At 65.9% G+C, this 15,477-nt stretch carries 11 protein-coding genes and 1 tRNA gene; 8 read left to right on the top strand and 4 right to left on the bottom strand.

Annotation, left to right across the window (positions count from 1 at the left end; translation table 11 throughout):
* The 4 genes from JSV65_08975 to JSV65_08960 all read left to right on the top strand — a co-directional run.
* A partial coding sequence (locus JSV65_08975; protein ID UCH36468.1) for a hypothetical protein occupies positions 1 to 665 on the top strand: 665 nt, incomplete at its 5' end.
* Positions 666 to 899: 234 nt separating this feature from the next.
* On the top strand, positions 900 to 1,706 hold the full coding sequence (locus JSV65_08970) for an amidohydrolase family protein (GenBank protein UCH36467.1): 807 nt from the start codon (positions 900 to 902) through the stop codon (positions 1,704 to 1,706).
* A 237-nt stretch (positions 1,707 to 1,943) separates the two neighbouring features.
* The gene (gene smc, locus JSV65_08965) at positions 1,944 to 5,483 is read left to right on the top strand and encodes a chromosome segregation protein SMC (protein UCH36466.1); all 3,540 of its coding nucleotides are present in this window, start codon (positions 1,944 to 1,946) and stop codon (positions 5,481 to 5,483) included.
* Between the two features lie 268 nt (positions 5,484 to 5,751).
* Positions 5,752 to 7,920 (top strand): hypothetical protein, encoded by a 2,169-nt coding sequence (locus tag JSV65_08960; GenBank protein UCH36465.1) that lies wholly within the window; start codon positions 5,752 to 5,754, stop codon positions 7,918 to 7,920.
* 99 nt (positions 7,921 to 8,019) lie between these two features.
* Here the strand turns inward: JSV65_08960 and sppA are convergent, their stop codons facing one another.
* Positions 8,020 to 9,060 carry a signal peptide peptidase SppA gene (gene sppA, locus JSV65_08955; GenBank protein ID UCH36464.1) on the bottom strand — a complete coding sequence of 347 codons (1,041 nt, stop codon included), beginning with the start codon at positions 9,058 to 9,060 and terminating at the stop codon, positions 8,020 to 8,022.
* A gap of 145 nt (positions 9,061 to 9,205) precedes the next feature.
* On the opposite strand from sppA, the gene JSV65_08950 reads away from it, so the two are divergent.
* Positions 9,206 to 9,292: transfer RNA gene (locus JSV65_08950), tRNA-Leu, on the top strand.
* Between the two features lie 333 nt (positions 9,293 to 9,625).
* Here the strand turns inward: JSV65_08950 and JSV65_08945 are convergent.
* Positions 9,626 to 9,940: a heavy metal-binding domain-containing protein gene (locus JSV65_08945; protein ID UCH36463.1), complete on the bottom strand. Its 315-nt coding sequence runs from the start codon at positions 9,938 to 9,940 to the stop codon at positions 9,626 to 9,628.
* 237 nt (positions 9,941 to 10,177) lie between these two features.
* Positions 10,178 to 10,708 carry a hypothetical protein gene (locus JSV65_08940; GenBank protein ID UCH36462.1) on the bottom strand — a complete coding sequence of 177 codons (531 nt, stop codon included), beginning with the start codon at positions 10,706 to 10,708 and terminating at the stop codon, positions 10,178 to 10,180.
* A gap of 320 nt (positions 10,709 to 11,028) precedes the next feature.
* Between JSV65_08940 and JSV65_08935 the strand changes: the two genes are divergently transcribed.
* A complete protein-coding gene (locus JSV65_08935) occupies positions 11,029 to 11,529 on the top strand; it encodes a rubrerythrin family protein (protein ID UCH36461.1) in 501 nt (166 codons plus the stop codon).
* 632 nt (positions 11,530 to 12,161) lie between these two features.
* Here the strand turns inward: JSV65_08935 and JSV65_08930 are convergent.
* On the bottom strand, positions 12,162 to 12,518 hold the full coding sequence (locus JSV65_08930; protein ID UCH36460.1) for a helix-turn-helix transcriptional regulator: 357 nt from the start codon (positions 12,516 to 12,518) through the stop codon (positions 12,162 to 12,164).
* Positions 12,519 to 13,186: 668 nt separating this feature from the next.
* On the opposite strand from JSV65_08930, the gene JSV65_08925 reads away from it, so the two are divergent.
* Both JSV65_08925 and JSV65_08920 read left to right on the top strand, forming a co-directional pair.
* Positions 13,187 to 14,740 (top strand): NTP transferase domain-containing protein, encoded by a 1,554-nt coding sequence (locus tag JSV65_08925; GenBank protein UCH36459.1) that lies wholly within the window; start codon positions 13,187 to 13,189, stop codon positions 14,738 to 14,740.
* Between the two features lie 57 nt (positions 14,741 to 14,797).
* Positions 14,798 to 15,477: hypothetical protein (locus JSV65_08920; GenBank protein UCH36458.1), on the top strand; the 680-nt coding region annotated here is incomplete at its 3' end.

Genomic DNA, 15,477 nt, shown 5'->3' with positions numbered 1-15,477 from the left:
GCCAGATCGCTCTCTACGCCGACCTGGTCGCCCGCGCCGCAGCGTACTGCGACAAGGCCCACCCCGGTGTCGTCAAATGGATCCAGGTCGGCAATGATTTGGGCTTCCCCACAGACAACTACTGCCGGCTGGTCGCCGCCGTGGTCGCCGAGGTGCACAATCGCGAGTTGGGTATCAACGTAGTCGCCGATGTGCTGCAAGGGCGCCTGGCGCGCCAGCTTCCGAGCGGCAAGCTACCAGACATCGTGGGTTTCCATCACCTGCCGGGCTTCGCACGGTCAGGCAGTAAGTATCCATCGCAGGCCGAGGTCATACTCGAATTGCGGCGCGCCCTGGAGGGCAAGCGTTCTTACCGCGGGCATCCGGTCGAGATCTGGGTTGACAAATGGAACCCGGCGCTGCAAGGTGAAAACATGCGCAGCTTCGAGGTGTGGAGTCGCGTCCTCGACCGTCTGGCGGAGCAGCAGCGGCTGCGTGTGGCCGGCAGCGGATTCATCACGTTCTGCTTCGACGGCAGACACACGGACGCGAACAGGGCCTGGGCGCTGAGCTGGACCGACGGCGTCGTGTCGCCCGGGTTTGAGAAGATCGCTGAAATGGTCGCCGGGCTCTGTGGCAAGCAGAGCGCATCCGGCCGCAGCCCCACGGCGCAGCCCGGTCATTAGCCAGAGACCGCCCCCCGGCTCGCCGATCGAGCGATCCATGTCCTTGTTGTCCGCCACCTCGTAAGGCTTGTCCATGTGGGGCTGCGCGCGGGTTCCGCCTCTTGCTGTCCCGCACAATTGGTGCTAATCTTCCGTCGCGGCGCAGTCACATCGTTCGGCGCCGTCTCGCGAAGCACCCGTTGAGCGCAACAGGCCCGTCGCGGAATAGCACTGTCTTGTCCAGGAGGCAACGGCATGGCGATCGATGTCCACATTCACACCCACGGCACAGAAGACGGCGTGAAGGTACTCGAAGCGATGGACCGGGTCGGGCTCGAACGAGCCGTGTTGCTTGGTGTGCCGCCGCACTTGTCGGGAGAAGCTGCGAAGTCAGAGCGACCGCATACGGCGGTGATCGACACGCTCGCGAAGCTGGTCAAGGCGGATCCGGAGCGGTTGCTCGGATTCGCGTGGATCGAGCCGACGCTGCCCGATGCCCAGCAGGCCGTGGATTACGCGCTGGACAAGCAGGGGCTGCGCGGCGTCAAGATGATCCCGAACAAGTGGTACCCGGCGGATGAGCGGGCGCAGGCCTGCTACGCCAAGATCAACGAGTACGGCAGGCCCATGCTGTTCCACACCGGGATCCTCTGGGGCACGAGCGATACGTCCCAATACTGCCGGCCGGCGTTCTACGAGATCATGTTCCACTACCCGAGGATTCGCTTTGCGATGGCGCACATGAGCTGGCCGTGGACGGACGAGTGCATGGCGGTGATGGCGAAGTTCAAAGCAAATCAGACTGGAGAGTGGACGAGCTACATCGAGATCACGAGTGGAGCGCCGCCGATGTGGAAGGTGGACGCGCTGCGCAAGGCGCTGGGGTATCTCGGCGATGAGCACATCATGTTCGGCAGCGATGCGCGCCTGCCGGAGGGGGCAGAGTACGCTGCATGGCGGCTGCGAGAAGACGAGGAGATGCTGCGCGAGGCCGGCGCGTCCGGGGAGACCATCGAGCGCGTGTTGAGCACGAATGCGTTGACATGGTTGGGCATCCAGTGATGGAAACAGCGAGCGTATGAATCGCGCCGGTTCCCCCGCGCTGCGGCCCTCCTGCACAGCAGGCGAAACAGGCTTTCGCATACGGCCGCCCACCTGCGCCGACGCATGTCGCACGGCAAGCGCTGGCTGTGCCGCGACCGTTTTTTCCTCCTGGTAGTTTTCTTTTTGGCCGAGTTGTGATAGAATACGTGCCGCTTTGGGTCGGCGCTCTCGCGCGGGGGCGCGCGGGAGATTAGGGTGCATCTCAAGAAACTTGAGCTGTACGGTTTCAAGACATTTGCCGACCGCACCGAGCTCGATTTCGGTCCCGGCATTGCCGCCATCATCGGCCCCAACGGCAGCGGCAAGAGCAACATCTCCGACGCCATCCTCTGGGTGCTCGGCGAGCAGAGCATGAAGACCATCCGCTCGTCGCGCGCCCAGGACGTGATTTTCGCCGGCTCCTCCGCCCGCAAGCGCGTCGGCTACGCCGAGGTGCATCTCACCCTCGACAATAGCGACGGCACTCTCCCGCTCGATTTCACGGAAGTCACAGTCACCCGCCGCGTGTTCCGCTCGGGCGAGGGCGAGTACCTCATCAATGGCGTGCCCTGCCGGTTGCGAGACATCCACGACCTCTTCCTCGACACCGGGGTCGGCCGTCAGGCGTACTCGGTCATCAACCAGAACGAGATTGACGCCATCCTGTCCATACGCTCCGAGGACCGCCGCGCGCTGATCGAGGAGGCGGCCGGCGTTCAGAAGTACCGCCACCGCAAGCGCGAGGCGCAGCGCAAGCTGGATCACACCCAACAGAACCTCGTTCGCTTGTCCGACATAATCGGCGAACTGGAGTCGCAGGTCGAGCCGCTAGCGCGCCAGGCGGAGCAAGCGCGCCAGTATCGCGAGCTGTCGCGCGAACTCGCGCAGGTGAAACGCTCCCTGCTGGTTGACGAGCATCAGGCCTCGTGCGCCAACATCGAGCGCGCGCGCCAACGGGAATTCGATCTCGCCGAGGAACTCCAGCGCGCCCGCACTGAAATCGAGAGCCTCGGCGCTGCCGAGGCGGGCCTGCGCGCGGAACTCCAGCGTGTCGAAGAGGAACTCGAGGAGCTGCGCGGGGTCGCCGCCCGCACTGCCGCTGAGGCGCAGCGAGCGCAGGCGGACATATCCCTGCGCCAGGAAAGGCTGCGCTCGGCGACCGCCCGCCGCGATCAGTTGCAGCAGGAGATCGAGCAGACCGGCGCACGCATCGCCCAGGCCGCCGCCGAGATCGAGGCGGGCGAGAAAGAGCGCGGAGAACTCGCAGAGAAGTCGGAGCAGTTGGGGAATGAGATCGCCCACTGGGACCGGACCCTGCGCGATGTCGAGTCGCGCATGCCTGCCGCAGACGAGGCGGTCGAGGCCCGCCGGCAGGACTACCTGGAGGCTCTTGACAAGGCCGCCGCGGAGCGCAATCGGCTGCACCAGTGCCAGTCGTTGCGCAAGGCGCTCGAACAGCGCGTGCAGCGGCTCGAGGATCGGTTGCACCTCGCCCACGAGGCCCGTAACCAGGCGGCCTCGGCGGCGGCGGAGTCGGAAGCGAGGATGAAGCAGGTCTCCGCGGAGCGTGCCGCGGCGGAAGCCGAAGCGGAACGCGTGGTCGCCAGCCGCATCGAGGCGAGCGCTGCGCTGACCGTGCTCGAGCGCGACCGCGGGGATCTCCGCGAGGCGATATCGTCCGCGGCCGCGCGGCTTCAAGCGCTGCGCGAGATGGACAACGGCGCGGGCGCCGACGGCGCCAAGGCGCTGCTCGAAGCGGCGAGCCAGGGCCGCCTGCCGGGGCCGCTGCAGACCATCAGAAGCGTCATCAAGGCCAAGCCGGACATGGAGATCGCCGTCGAGGCCGCGCTCGGGCTCCACGTCCTCGGGGTCATCGCCCCGGAGGAGGAAACCGGCGCAGCGGCGCTGCGCGTGCTCCGTTCAACCGATGTCGGCCGCGCGTCGGTGACCGCCTGCCGGCCCGGAGCGGCCGAGGGCATTGCGACCGCGGACCTGCCGGGCTGCATCGGTACCGCTGCGGACATGGTGACGTGCGAAGCGTGGGCGCGCCCGACGGTGGAGCGCCTGCTGGGGAGGATCCTCGTCGCGGAGAGCGCCGATGCCGCACGCAGCCTTGCGGCGAGCGGGGTACCATGGGAAGCGATCGTCACGCCCGAAGGCGAGGCCATGTATCCCTCGGGTGCGGTCATCGCCGGGCGTCCCGGAGCGGGGCCGCTGCGCCGCGCGCGCGAGGTGGCGGACCTGTCGCGCCGTCTGACGGAGCTGCGGGCCCGACTCGACCAGGCGACGCTGCGGCGGGATGAGGTGGCGCGCAGCCTCGACGTACTGGCGGCGGCCGAGAAGAGCGCGAGCGAGCGCGCCGATCGCTGCGCCCAGGAAATTGACGAACTGCGCCAGCAGCGCGAAGCGGCAGCCGAGGAACTCGCGAGGCTGCGCGCGGAGGAAGAAGCGGTCGAGTCGGAACTTGAGTCCCTGCGCCCGGAGCTGTGGCAAGCGGCGTCGGAGGAGAAGGATCTCGCGGCGAACGCCAATGCTGCGGGAAGCCGCCAGCAGCAGGCCGAGGATGCGCTCGCCGCAGCCGAGCAGAACGCAACGCACGAGCGGGGGCAGCGCGAGTCCATCGCGCAGGAGTTGATGCGCATGCGCCTCGAGCACGCGGCTGCGGAGGGCCGCATCAACGCCCTGAAGACCGCCGCCGCTAAAGTCGCCCAGGCGCGCGAGGAACTCGGGGGTGAGGTGGAGCGCAAGAAGGCACAGCTCGCCGAGGTAACGGCGCAGGCCGATGAGCTGGCCTCCAGCACACAGGAGGCCTCACAGAACATCGAGCAGCTAACGCGCGCTGCCGAGGAGAGACAAGCGCAAGTCGAGGCGGCGAAGAACCGCCGCAACGAACTGCTCGAAGCGATCTCGGAAAAGCTCGAACGAGCGAAAGCGCGAGCGACCGAGGTCGAGGAATCGCAGACCCGCCTGCACCGGTCAGAGCTGCGGACGACGCAGCTTCACAGCGAGATTGGTTTCCTCGAGCGGACGCTGCAAGAGGAATTCGGGGTTGACGTCCAGCAGGCCCTGGCGACGCACACGCCCGTGCCCAGCCGCGAGCGCGCGCGCCAGCAAGTGAAGGAATTGGAGAAGGTCATCGCCGATCTCGGCCAGGTCAACCTCGGCGCGGTCGAGGAATACGATCGGGTGCGCCAGCGCCTGGAGTTCCTCTCGGGTCAGCGGGCGGACATGATCCAGGCGCGCGACGACATCCAGCGCATCATCACCGAGATAGATGAGACGACGCGCTCGCGTTTCATGGAGACCTTCGACCACGTCGCGCGCGAGTTCGAGGACGTCTTCCTGCGCCTGTTCGAGGGCGGCAGCACCAAGCTCGTCATCACCGATCCGAATGACCCGCTGGAGAGCGGCATAGATATTCACGTTCAACTGCCGGGGAAGCGGACGCAAAACCTGCTGCTGCTGTCCGGCGGGGAGCGCGCTTTGACGACGGTCGCGTTCATCTTCGCGCTGCTCCGGGTGCGCCCCTCACCGTTCGTCGTCCTCGATGAGATTGACGCGCCCTTGGATGAAGCGAACGTCGGGCGCTACGCGCGTATCCTGCGCGAGTTCGCGGAGCGCTCCCAGTTCGTCATCATCACCCACAACACGCACACCATGCAGCATGCCCACACGCACTACGGCGTAACGATGGAACAGGCCGGCGTCAGCAAGCTGCTCAGCATGCGCTTGGAGGAAGGCCCGGTCGAGGCGTAGCGCCGGTGCCGGCTTCACATCTGCACCCGGGGGGCACTTGCTGAGAACCGGCCGCGCGTGATATGCTGCATGGGATGGCGCACATTGCTCATGCTGCCGCGGGTCGGCGGCGTCCCATCCGTATCTGTCCGACGTCGTTGCTCGGGATCATTCATGACGCTTGTGCGGCCGTCAGACCTGTTCGCCTCTGGCGCAGGCCGGTACACTTGAGGCGCAGCCGAGGCGCGCAGTATGCGCGGAGTCCCGAACTCGTCATGAATGATCTGTGATGACACCACGCGTCGCCCGGCTGAGAGATCAGACGCTCGCGCGCAAGCCCGCCTCCGGCTTGGATCGCGCGCAACTCGTCACTGAGGCCTACCGGCAAACGGAAGAGCAGCCGATTATCCTTCGCCGCGCGGCCGCGCTGCAGACCATCCTGCACGAGATTCCCATCACGATCTACCCCGACGAACTCGTCGTCGGCGATCGCTCGTGCCTCGGGCCGCTGGCGTATCCCGAATTCTGGGGCGGCCGCGAGCCGAGTGGAGTGGGCCCGACAGATGCCGCCGAAGCGCGCGACGTCGCGGCGTATTGGAGCGATCACCCCGAGACGTGGGCAAAAGGCACGCTCTACGGCCACACAGTGCCGGGATTCGAGAAGGTCCTCAACCTCGGGTTTGAGGGCCTCGCCGCACAAGCGGAACTGAGCGCGTTCGGAGGCAACCCGGCACAGCGCAACGTCCGGCTGGCAGTCGCCCGTGTGTGCCGCGCCGCCGGGCTCTTCGGCCAGCGCCATGCGGTGCTCGCGCGCGAACTCGCCGACGCGGAACGCCAGAGCTTCCACCGCCACGAACTGCTTGCCATCGCCGCACGATGCGACCAAGTGCCCGCCGGACCTGCGCGGAGTTTCGCGGAGGCGCTGCAAGCCGTTTACTTCGCGCACATGCTGCTGCAATTCGAGGATCCCCCCAACGCGCAATCCCTCGGCCGGCTGGATCAGTACCTGTGGCCGGTCTATCAGGCGGATCTCGAGCAGGGGCGCATAACCAAGGACGAGGCGCACGAGCTGCTCGCCTGTTTCTGGCTCAAGATGTGGCTGCCGTACGACGTGCAAAACGCCATGGTCGGTGGTCTGCGGCCGGACGGCACGGACGGGACGAACGACCTCAGCTACATGATCCTCGACACGCTCGAAGACATCGGGCTGATACGCCAGACGTCGGTGCGCCGGCATGGCGCGACTCCTCCACGCCTGCTGCGGCGCGCGTGCGCGATCGCCGGCTCGGGCCTCAACCTTCCGCAGTTCTTCAACGACGACGTCATCGTGCCGAGCCTGGTCGAGCGCGGCGTGCCGATCGAGGAGGCGCGCGACTACTCAATCATCGGGTGTATCGAGGTCACAGTGGGCGGGCGCGCGGATCCGCGCGTCGTGGCGCACTACTCGAATCTGGCCAAATGCCTGGAACTCGCGCTCGACGATGGGCGGTGCTTGCTCACGGGGCAGCAGCTCGGCCCGAGGACGGGTGCGACTGCGGACTTGCGCACCTTCGACGACGTCTGGCGAGCGTACTGTGCGCAGGTCGAGCATGAGGTCGCGCAGGCTGCAGAGCGCTTGCGGCAGGCTGAAGCGGACCAGGTTACCGCGTACCCGCTGCCGGCGTTGTCGGCGCTGACGGATGACTGCGTGGAGCACGGCCTCGACATCACCGCCGGCGGCGCGCGGTACAACTCAACAGGGGTGTGCTGCGTCGGCATCGCGAACGTGGCGGATTCGCTGGCGGCGCTGCGCGAGGAGGTGTTCGAGCGCGGCGCTGCGACGCTCGACGAAGTCGTCGCGGCGATGCGTCGGGACTACGATGGGGCTGACGAACTGCGGCGCACGCTGCTCCAGGCGCCGAAGTACGGCAATGACATCGAGGTCGTGGATGCCCTCGCCCGCGATGTCGTGGGCCACTTCTGCCGCACGGTCGAAGGCCACCGCGATGCGCGCGGCGGCGACTTCCGTGCGCACCTTCTCTCGTTCGTGCTCTGCGTCGGGTACGGGGAGAACACCGCCGCCAGCCCCGACGGTCGGCGCGCCGGCGAGCCGCTGGCGAACAGCATGGCCGCCCAGCAGGGCATGGCTACCGCGGGGCCGACCGCTCTCCTGCGCTCCGCCGCCAAGCTCGAGCCGCGCAAGGCCGCGGCCGGTACGTCGCTCATGGTTGACCTGCATCCATCCGCCCTCGCCGACCGCGACAGCGGCGCCGCGCTCGCCGCGTTGGTTGAGGCGTTCTTCGACCTCGGGGGCGGTCACCTCCAGTTCAACATCGCCAATGCGCAGACGCTCCGTGACGCCCAGGAGAATCCGGACCAGCACAGAGGGCTGATCGTGCGCGTCGCGGGGTACAGCGCGTACTTCGTGACCCTGGACCGGGCGATGCAGGAGCACGTCATCGCCCGCGTGGCGGACTAGCCGCAGGCCGCACCGGTTTAGAGCGGACATACCGCCGGCGGCGTTCTCCCGGCCGTCCGCCGATCGGGCGGGCCCGTGCTCTGAACAAGCCGTACTCCCCTACTCCTCCGTCGAAAGCGCCCCGCGCGTAATGAGGTCCGCGGCGCGGTCATAGAGCAGGCCCTTGTACCCCGTCGTTGGCGGCTGCGGCACCCTGACCTCGGCGAAGAGGACGTCCATGAGGGTGCGCTTGCGGTACTCAACGACTTTGGGCTTGCCGGGTATGCCCGCCTTTCTCGCGGCCGCGCGTACGGTCTCGCGCAGGCCGCCGAGTTCGTCCACCAGCTTCAGCTCCTTGGCTTGCTCGCCGGTGTACACGCGGCCGTCGGCGAGCTTCAGCACCTCCTGCTTGTCCATCTCGCGCCCTGCGGCGACGGCGGTCACGAACTGCCGATAGATGTCGTTGAGAAGCTGCTCAAAGATCTGACGCTCGTCGGCGTTCATCGGGCGGAAGCCGGAGCCCATATCCTTGAACTTGCCCTTCTTCAGCACCTCGGGCTGGATGCCGATCTTGTCGAACAGGCCGGACAGTTCGAGGCTGGCGGAGATGACGCCGATGCTGCCGGTGATGGTGCCGGGGTCGGCGAAGATGCGGTCGGCGGCTGATGCGACGTAGTAGCCTCCCGAGGCCGCCACATCACCCATCGAGACGAACACCGGCTTGCGGCGCTGGTCGCAGATGCGCTGGATTTCGTGGTACATCTCCTGCGACCCGGCGGCGCTGCCGCCCGGGCTGTTGATGCGCAGCACGATGGCTTTGATCGCCTTGTCCTCCGCCGCGCCCTGGAGTTGCTCAACGATGCGCTCCGACGCCGCCTGCTGGCCAAACGGCCCGCCGCCGAAGGCGCCGGCCGTGATCGCGCCCTCGATGCGAATCAGCGCCACGTTGCCACCGGGCATGCGGCCGTACTCGGCTGCCCCTCCAATGGCCATCACCAGCCCGGCGATGAAGATCACGAGCAGCGCGAGGAACGCGAGCGCCACGGCGGCGCCGCACCCGATCGCCCATTTTGCGCCGGCGCTCATCCCTCGCTGTGCGGGCGGCTGGGGCTGTTGCGGCGCCGGTGTCGGCCACTGCGGCGGCTGGCTTTGCTGGTCCATGATGATCTCCTTACGGGCTCTTTGGCCTCGGCGGGGTAATTCGGCAAAGGCCGGGGGGCCTCCTGTTCCCTGCATTGACCGCCGCGACACCCAATGGTATACTCGTCATGCCATCAGCGGGCGTCACGCCCGCCCCGCGTTCGGTGCCGACGTGGCGGAATGGCAGACGCGCCTGACTCAAAATCAGGTGGGGTAACTCCCCGTGCTGGTTCGACTCCAGTCGTCGGCACCAGACAGCCACATCGGACTGCTGATCCCGCCACACCTAAGCGCCGCCGGTACGCCTGGAGGACAAGTCCGCTGAATAAGCCGGACGAGATTCTCAGGCATATCGAAAAGAGGGCCACGAGCCGTCTGGAACGCGCGGCCGCAGCTGCCCGACGGGAGTTTGTACGGCCTGCCGGAGGAGATGGCTGAACAACTGGACTGCATGGCACCCGTCGACGCCGATTTGACATGGGTGCGCTTGGCGAGGCTCCTGAAAGCCAGCAAGGTCGCCGCGGTGGAGGCGGCGCTTGATGCTTTGATTGAGCACCCAAGCGAGGCGCGCGAACGGGTTGAGACCTTATTCAACCGTGACGGCCGTCCCGCTCACGCTCACCATCAGCATGCCTTCGCGAATCACTTCGTAGTCAATGTCAACGCCGACGACGGCAGTCGCACCCATCCTCGCCGCCTCATCGGTCATTTCCGCAATCGCCATCTGGCGCGCCCGGCTCAGTTCGTGCTCATAGGCCACGGAACGCCCGCCCACGATATCGGTGACGCTGGCGAAGAGGTCGCGCATGATGTTGGTGCCGAGAATGGCCTCGCCGCAGACAACGCCGTTGTAGAACTTGATGCTGTGCCCCTCAATGTTCGGCGTGGTCGTGACGATCAAGGCAGGTTCCTTTCCTGGTTTATGATGCCCTCAGTCCTTCGCGGTGCTCAATGCACGTTCGCCCGTTCCACGTGCAAGCCCTGCTCCGACCCACCACGCTGGAGACGACGCGGCACCATTGCCGCGTCATAAACCAAGCCCTGATGAAGCTGACGCGGCAGCGCGGGGTGGTGGAGCGGGCGCGGGTGTCGTGCGGCTGCTTCATCAGCGATCATGCGGTGCAGTGGCGATTCGCGTCTACGGCGCTTGCCAGAAAACTTTCCTTGCCTCGTCGAACATCCCCATTGTCGGACTTCCCCGTCGGTCGAGCGTCAGCGCTGCGCGCAGGCGACCTTTCGTGTCACACAGTTCGAGCGCTGTGCCCGAGAACTCTGCGCGGAGCGTACCCGCCTTGTCTCGCAGCGTCAGTCTCGGGTTGACATCATCTCCCACCATCAGCGCGACGCCTCCCCGGCCGTCCTTGTCGTAGAGGCACAATTCGGGATTGCCGTTTGGGGTCAGCCGCAACATCGCGCGAGCGTTGTCGTCATTGCCGAACAGCAGCAGCTTCGGGCCGACGTCTCCGACCAGGGTCAGTAGTCCTCGCACCTTCCCTTTCGCATCAACCAGCTCGAACCGCTCCGCCCTAACGACCTTCGCTGCCGGCTCCGTCGCCGCCATGAACACCAACGCGCCGACCACCGCCAGGATCGCCAGCATCCCCACCCTCAGCCGCCGGTTCTGGCGCTCAACGCGCTCCACGCGGTCCGGCAAAGTCAACTCTGTCATCGTGTTCCCCTTTCGAAGCCCTCTTGTCAAATCACCGACCTCACGCAGGCGCAGACCTGCCCGCGTCGCTGGCCCCTCAGCTTTTCATGCCGCCCGCGCCACCCTTTTGGCTGCGGCGCCGAGTCATTCCTGTTCCCAGATGGTCCGAGGTCAGGGCGCTGCGGCAGGTCGCCTTTCGATCCCGCGCACGTCGGGCCGTCATCGTTGTCCGCCCACGCCGTGGGCACGCGTCAGGCAGGAGCGACAGGAGGGCCCGAGGCCGGAGGTGAAACGCTGCTCTCAGCGCTCGAACCGAAGAGCGGGAAAGGAGCCCGAGGAACATGGCAACGAAGGAGAACTTGGACGAGGCATTCGCCGGAGAGAGTCAGGCCAACAGGAAGTACCTCGCCTTTGCCAAACAGGCCGATGCCGACGGCTGCCCGCAGATCGCGAGGCTCTTCCGCGCCGCGGCTGAGGCGGAGACCGTACACGCACATGCGCATCTGGCGGTGATGGGCGGAGTCAAGACGACGAAGGAGAACCTCCACGCCGCGATTGATGGTGAAGGCATGGAGTTCCAGTCCATGTACCCGAAGTTCGTTGCCGAAGCGAAGGCCGAAGGCAACCAGGACGCCGTCATGTCATTCAACAACGCGCTCGCGGTGGAAGAGATTCACCACGCGCTCTACAAGGCGGCACTGGCAACGCTGGCATCGGGCAAAGACCTGCCGAGCGCCAAGATCTTCGTGTGCGGGGTGTGCGGGAACACGGTCATCGGCGAACCGCCGGACAAGTGCCCGATCTGCCACTCGCCCAGGAAGAAATTCGCGGAGGTGGAGTAAGCGGCCCGACCTCACTGGTCAGGTATATTCGCGCGGCCGGACCAGAACGTCTGTTTGCAGCGGATCCGGCAGAGGCAAGCCCGCCCTGCGCCGCTTATGTGTCACCGGCGGCTACTTGCCGGCCCGACGGGTTTATGCTAGAATGCAACTAGAAGCTGGGGCGCTCTGTTCCCTGCGGAGATTGCGCGGGGCGACAGAGTTTCTGTCGCCCCGCTTCGCACGTTCGTCTACTTCTTCTTCTTGGCCGTCTTCTTCTTGGCGGTCGTCTTCTTCTTGGCCGTCGTCTTCTTCTTGGCGGTCGTCTTCTTCTTCGCCGCCGTCTTCTTCTTGGCCGCCGTCTTCTTCTTGGCCGTGGGCATGACATCACCCCCTTCCTCGCGCGGACTTTGTGTTTCCTACGGGGCCGCGTACGCTCTAGCCGCGGTCAACACGACAAGCGGCACATACTGCGTCCCGTACGTCAACTTCGCTTGCGCGAAGAGCACGGCCGACAGGTTGGACTGCGCCTCTCCTACGACCGACAACGTTGGTTGTCGGTCGCCCGTTTATCCCAACGGCCAGGACTTCCCGATGGGGCTCGGTTCGCGTCCTTCGCGAACTTCTCGCGAAACGCGCCCGCCCCGTTGTGTTCGCTACTCAGTTACACCGCCGACGCGCAGAATGAGAAACGCGCCATCGCCGGCGCGCCATACTGTCAGATCTTCTACGTCCGACGGAACCCTCACGTTCCGCCGTGCGGCCTGGGCAAGGAACTCGCGTGCGGCGCCGTCGAGTTTTGGTTCGCGGTGCCATTCAATCGGCAGCACCGGCTGCTCGCCGAGCAGTTCCGACAGACGCATCGCCAGCTTGCGCCGCGGACGGTGGAGGCCGCGCTCGAGACGCGACAACGTCGCGCCTGTTGTCCCGACCAGCGCAGCCGTCTGTTCCAATGACAGACCGCGCACCCGCCGCCACTCACGCACTTGTCTGCCGAATCGCTTCACCTGCACTGCAAGAACCTCCTCGTCCAGCGGCTACATTGTAAGGCATTGTAACATAATTGTCAACCGATTTTCTGCAATTTGCGACGTTGATTTTTTTCGCGCGACACATGCTATCGGCGCCCGTCGCGCGGCATGCGCATGTCTATCGGATAGTGTCGAACAACGCCGACACTGTACACTACGTGGAAACTGATGCGCGAAGATCTAACTCTCGACGCGATGGAATGACGACGCGGAGAGTCGGTCGCCCATCGCGCGCTGCGATTGACGCACGCGCGGGTGGCTCCGTCGCGCAGATGAATCATCGCGGCCGACGCGGTCCCAGGAAACGCGGACAGCGGCACGAGCGGATTGCGCGCAGACGAAAACGTCTCACTGCGTTGTGGTGCTGGATACAAGGACGGGAGTCATCCAGCGAGTCGCTTCGGACCGGGAAGTGCCGGATGACCGGCAGCGGTTGACGAAGACGATGGTCTCGGGGTCGCGCACAACGCGACCTCAACGGACGAACGGGCGCAGGCGATTCTTGGAGCCGCCCCGCCACTGCCCCGCCACTCCTTGGCTGCATGACAGGCTCTGCCGCCAAGGGAATACGGTGGTCACGGCGAACAGGACTGCTCAGTCGCGCCGGTGCGGCGAGTCGTCGGGCCGGCCCGAATCTCGGAGGTACTCAGATGCCCAAGGAATTGAAGCAGGCTATGGTTCTTGCCCACGGCGTGGGCGAGAATTGCTTTCCCTTCGGCGGCGAGAAATCACCGCGGCCGAAGTACGCATTCGAGGTCGCCAATGTCCCGCTCGTGACGCGCGTGATTGACCAGCTTCTCGCGGTCGGCATGGACAAGGTCTGGGTCGTCGCCGGCTTCCAGGGGCACATCATCGAGCAGCTCGTAAGCGAGACCTACGCGAACCGCCCGGTCGAAGTGGTGACCGTGGAGGACTACCGTTCGGGCGATGCGGTGGCCGCGCTGTCGGCGCTGCGCAAAGCGAAGATCAGCGGCAATCTGCTGCTCGTCAACGGCGACCTACTGGCATTCGAGTCCGACTACCGCGGGATCGTCAATGCCTTCGCTGAGATGGGCGGCAGCTATCCGGTCGCGCTCTACGACGAACTCGGCGAGGCAGAGGACAAGCCGAGTTGGCACACCGTGGATATCACGCGCGACGGCACGCGGGTCGCGCGCGTCAAGGGGCGAGTCGAGGACGGCAAGTACCGCCTCACCGGCATGTATGCGATAGACGCGAATTCGCTTTCCATGGCGGGCGAGCTTGCGCTCAACTCAGAGCGGCGCACCTACCTCGCGGGCGCGCTCGAGGAGGCGGTCGCGGCCGGCATCCCAATCGGAACGGTGCGCGCCCAGGATGAAGTGGTGCACGTCGATCGCTGTTTCGATTACCTCGATGCCAACCAGACAGTGCTCATCCGCGAAGTGCGGGCGATCGCCGAGCGCACGGACGGTTACGTCTACCGCGAAGGCGCGGGCGAACCCGATCCCGAGTTCATCTTCCCCGGCACAATCATCTCGCCGGGAGCGACGGTTGTATGCGCGGAAGATGCGTTCATCGGCCCGTACGAGACGCGCGAACAGCATGTGGCAGCGCTCAAGCGCGAGCACCCGCCGATGACGCCGATTCGCATCCGCGGTGACCTGTATCTGGGGAAAGGCTCGCGGGTCGGCATCGGCGCGCTGCTCGAGGGCGGCGTCGTCGTAGGCGAGAACAGCTACATCGAAGACTCCGTGGTCGAGAAGGGCGTGCTCATCGGCAATGGCGTGGGCGTGCGGCGGCATTCCGTGGTGCGCAGTCTGTCGGTGTGCGCCGACCGGTCGCGCTTCGAGTGCGCAGCCGATTTCCAGGGCGTCGCCGGGCCGGGCACGATCTACATGCACCCCGGTCAGTGCTGGATCGTGACTGGGCGCAAGTGCGACCTGGGCGCGGGCAATTTCTTCGGCACGTGGCGGTTTGACAGTGCGCGCTGTGAGTTCAACATCGGCGGGCGCATGGTGAAGCCCGCGAAGAACGGCATCGCGAACGCGTCCTACCTCGGCGACGACGTGCGCACGGGCGTCGCCGTGTTCCTCGCGCCCGGGACGCGTGTCGGCGCCGATTCGCTGCTCGGTATCGGCATGCTCGCCCACGGGACCTACGACGCGGGCTACTTCTACACGCCGAAGCAAGAGATCGTGAAGTTGCGCGTCGGCTTCGTGCGGCCGCACAAGAAGAAGGGGTGATCGTTCCAGCCGTCGATTGACGCGGATGCGCGGATCCGTTCCCGTTTTCGGCGAGTCGTGCCTGGGCAATTTGGGTTCATCCCCGTTGATCTGCGGTTCGTCGTCCCTTTCGCGACAGAAAGGCATCGCTGGCAAGTGCTGAGTGACAGGTGGCGCGGGTTAGGCAAGCAGTTGCTGCTGCTCATCATCGCGGCGTGCTTCATGACCGCCGCGATGAAGATCTTCGAGACCACGTTCAACAACTTCCTCAACGACACGTTCCACCTGTCGGCGGAGCAGCGGGGCCGGCTGGAATTCCCGCGCGAACTGCCGGGGTTCCTGGTGGCCGTGTTCGCGGGCGTCTTCTTCTTCATGAACGAGGTGCGGTTGGCGGCCCTGGCGCTGGTCGTCCTCGCGGTCGGCAACATAGGGATCGGCGTGCTCGGACGCGATTACTGGGTCATGATCCAGTTCATGTTCCTGTACAGCGCGGGCATGCACTTGTTCGGCCCCCTGCGCGGGGCGATCATCCTCAGCGAGGCCAAGCCGCACGAGCGCGCGACGCGACTGGGGCAGGTCGGCGGGATCCAAATCATCGCTTCGATCATCGGCGCCGCGGTGGTCTGGTTCGGGTGGCGGTACCTGAACGTAGGTTACACGGCGCTGTTTGTTTTGTCCGGATGCCTGGCGCTGGCCGGCGCATTCGTGATGATGACTCTGCGGCCGGCCAACCGCCACGAGGGGGCGCGCCCCAAGCT

It is taken from the genome of Armatimonadota bacterium, assembly GCA_020354555.1.
Taxonomy (GTDB): domain Bacteria; phylum Armatimonadota; class Hebobacteria.
The sequence above is the reverse complement of the archived record's forward strand: the minus strand, read 5'-3'. Positions and strand labels throughout refer to the sequence as shown.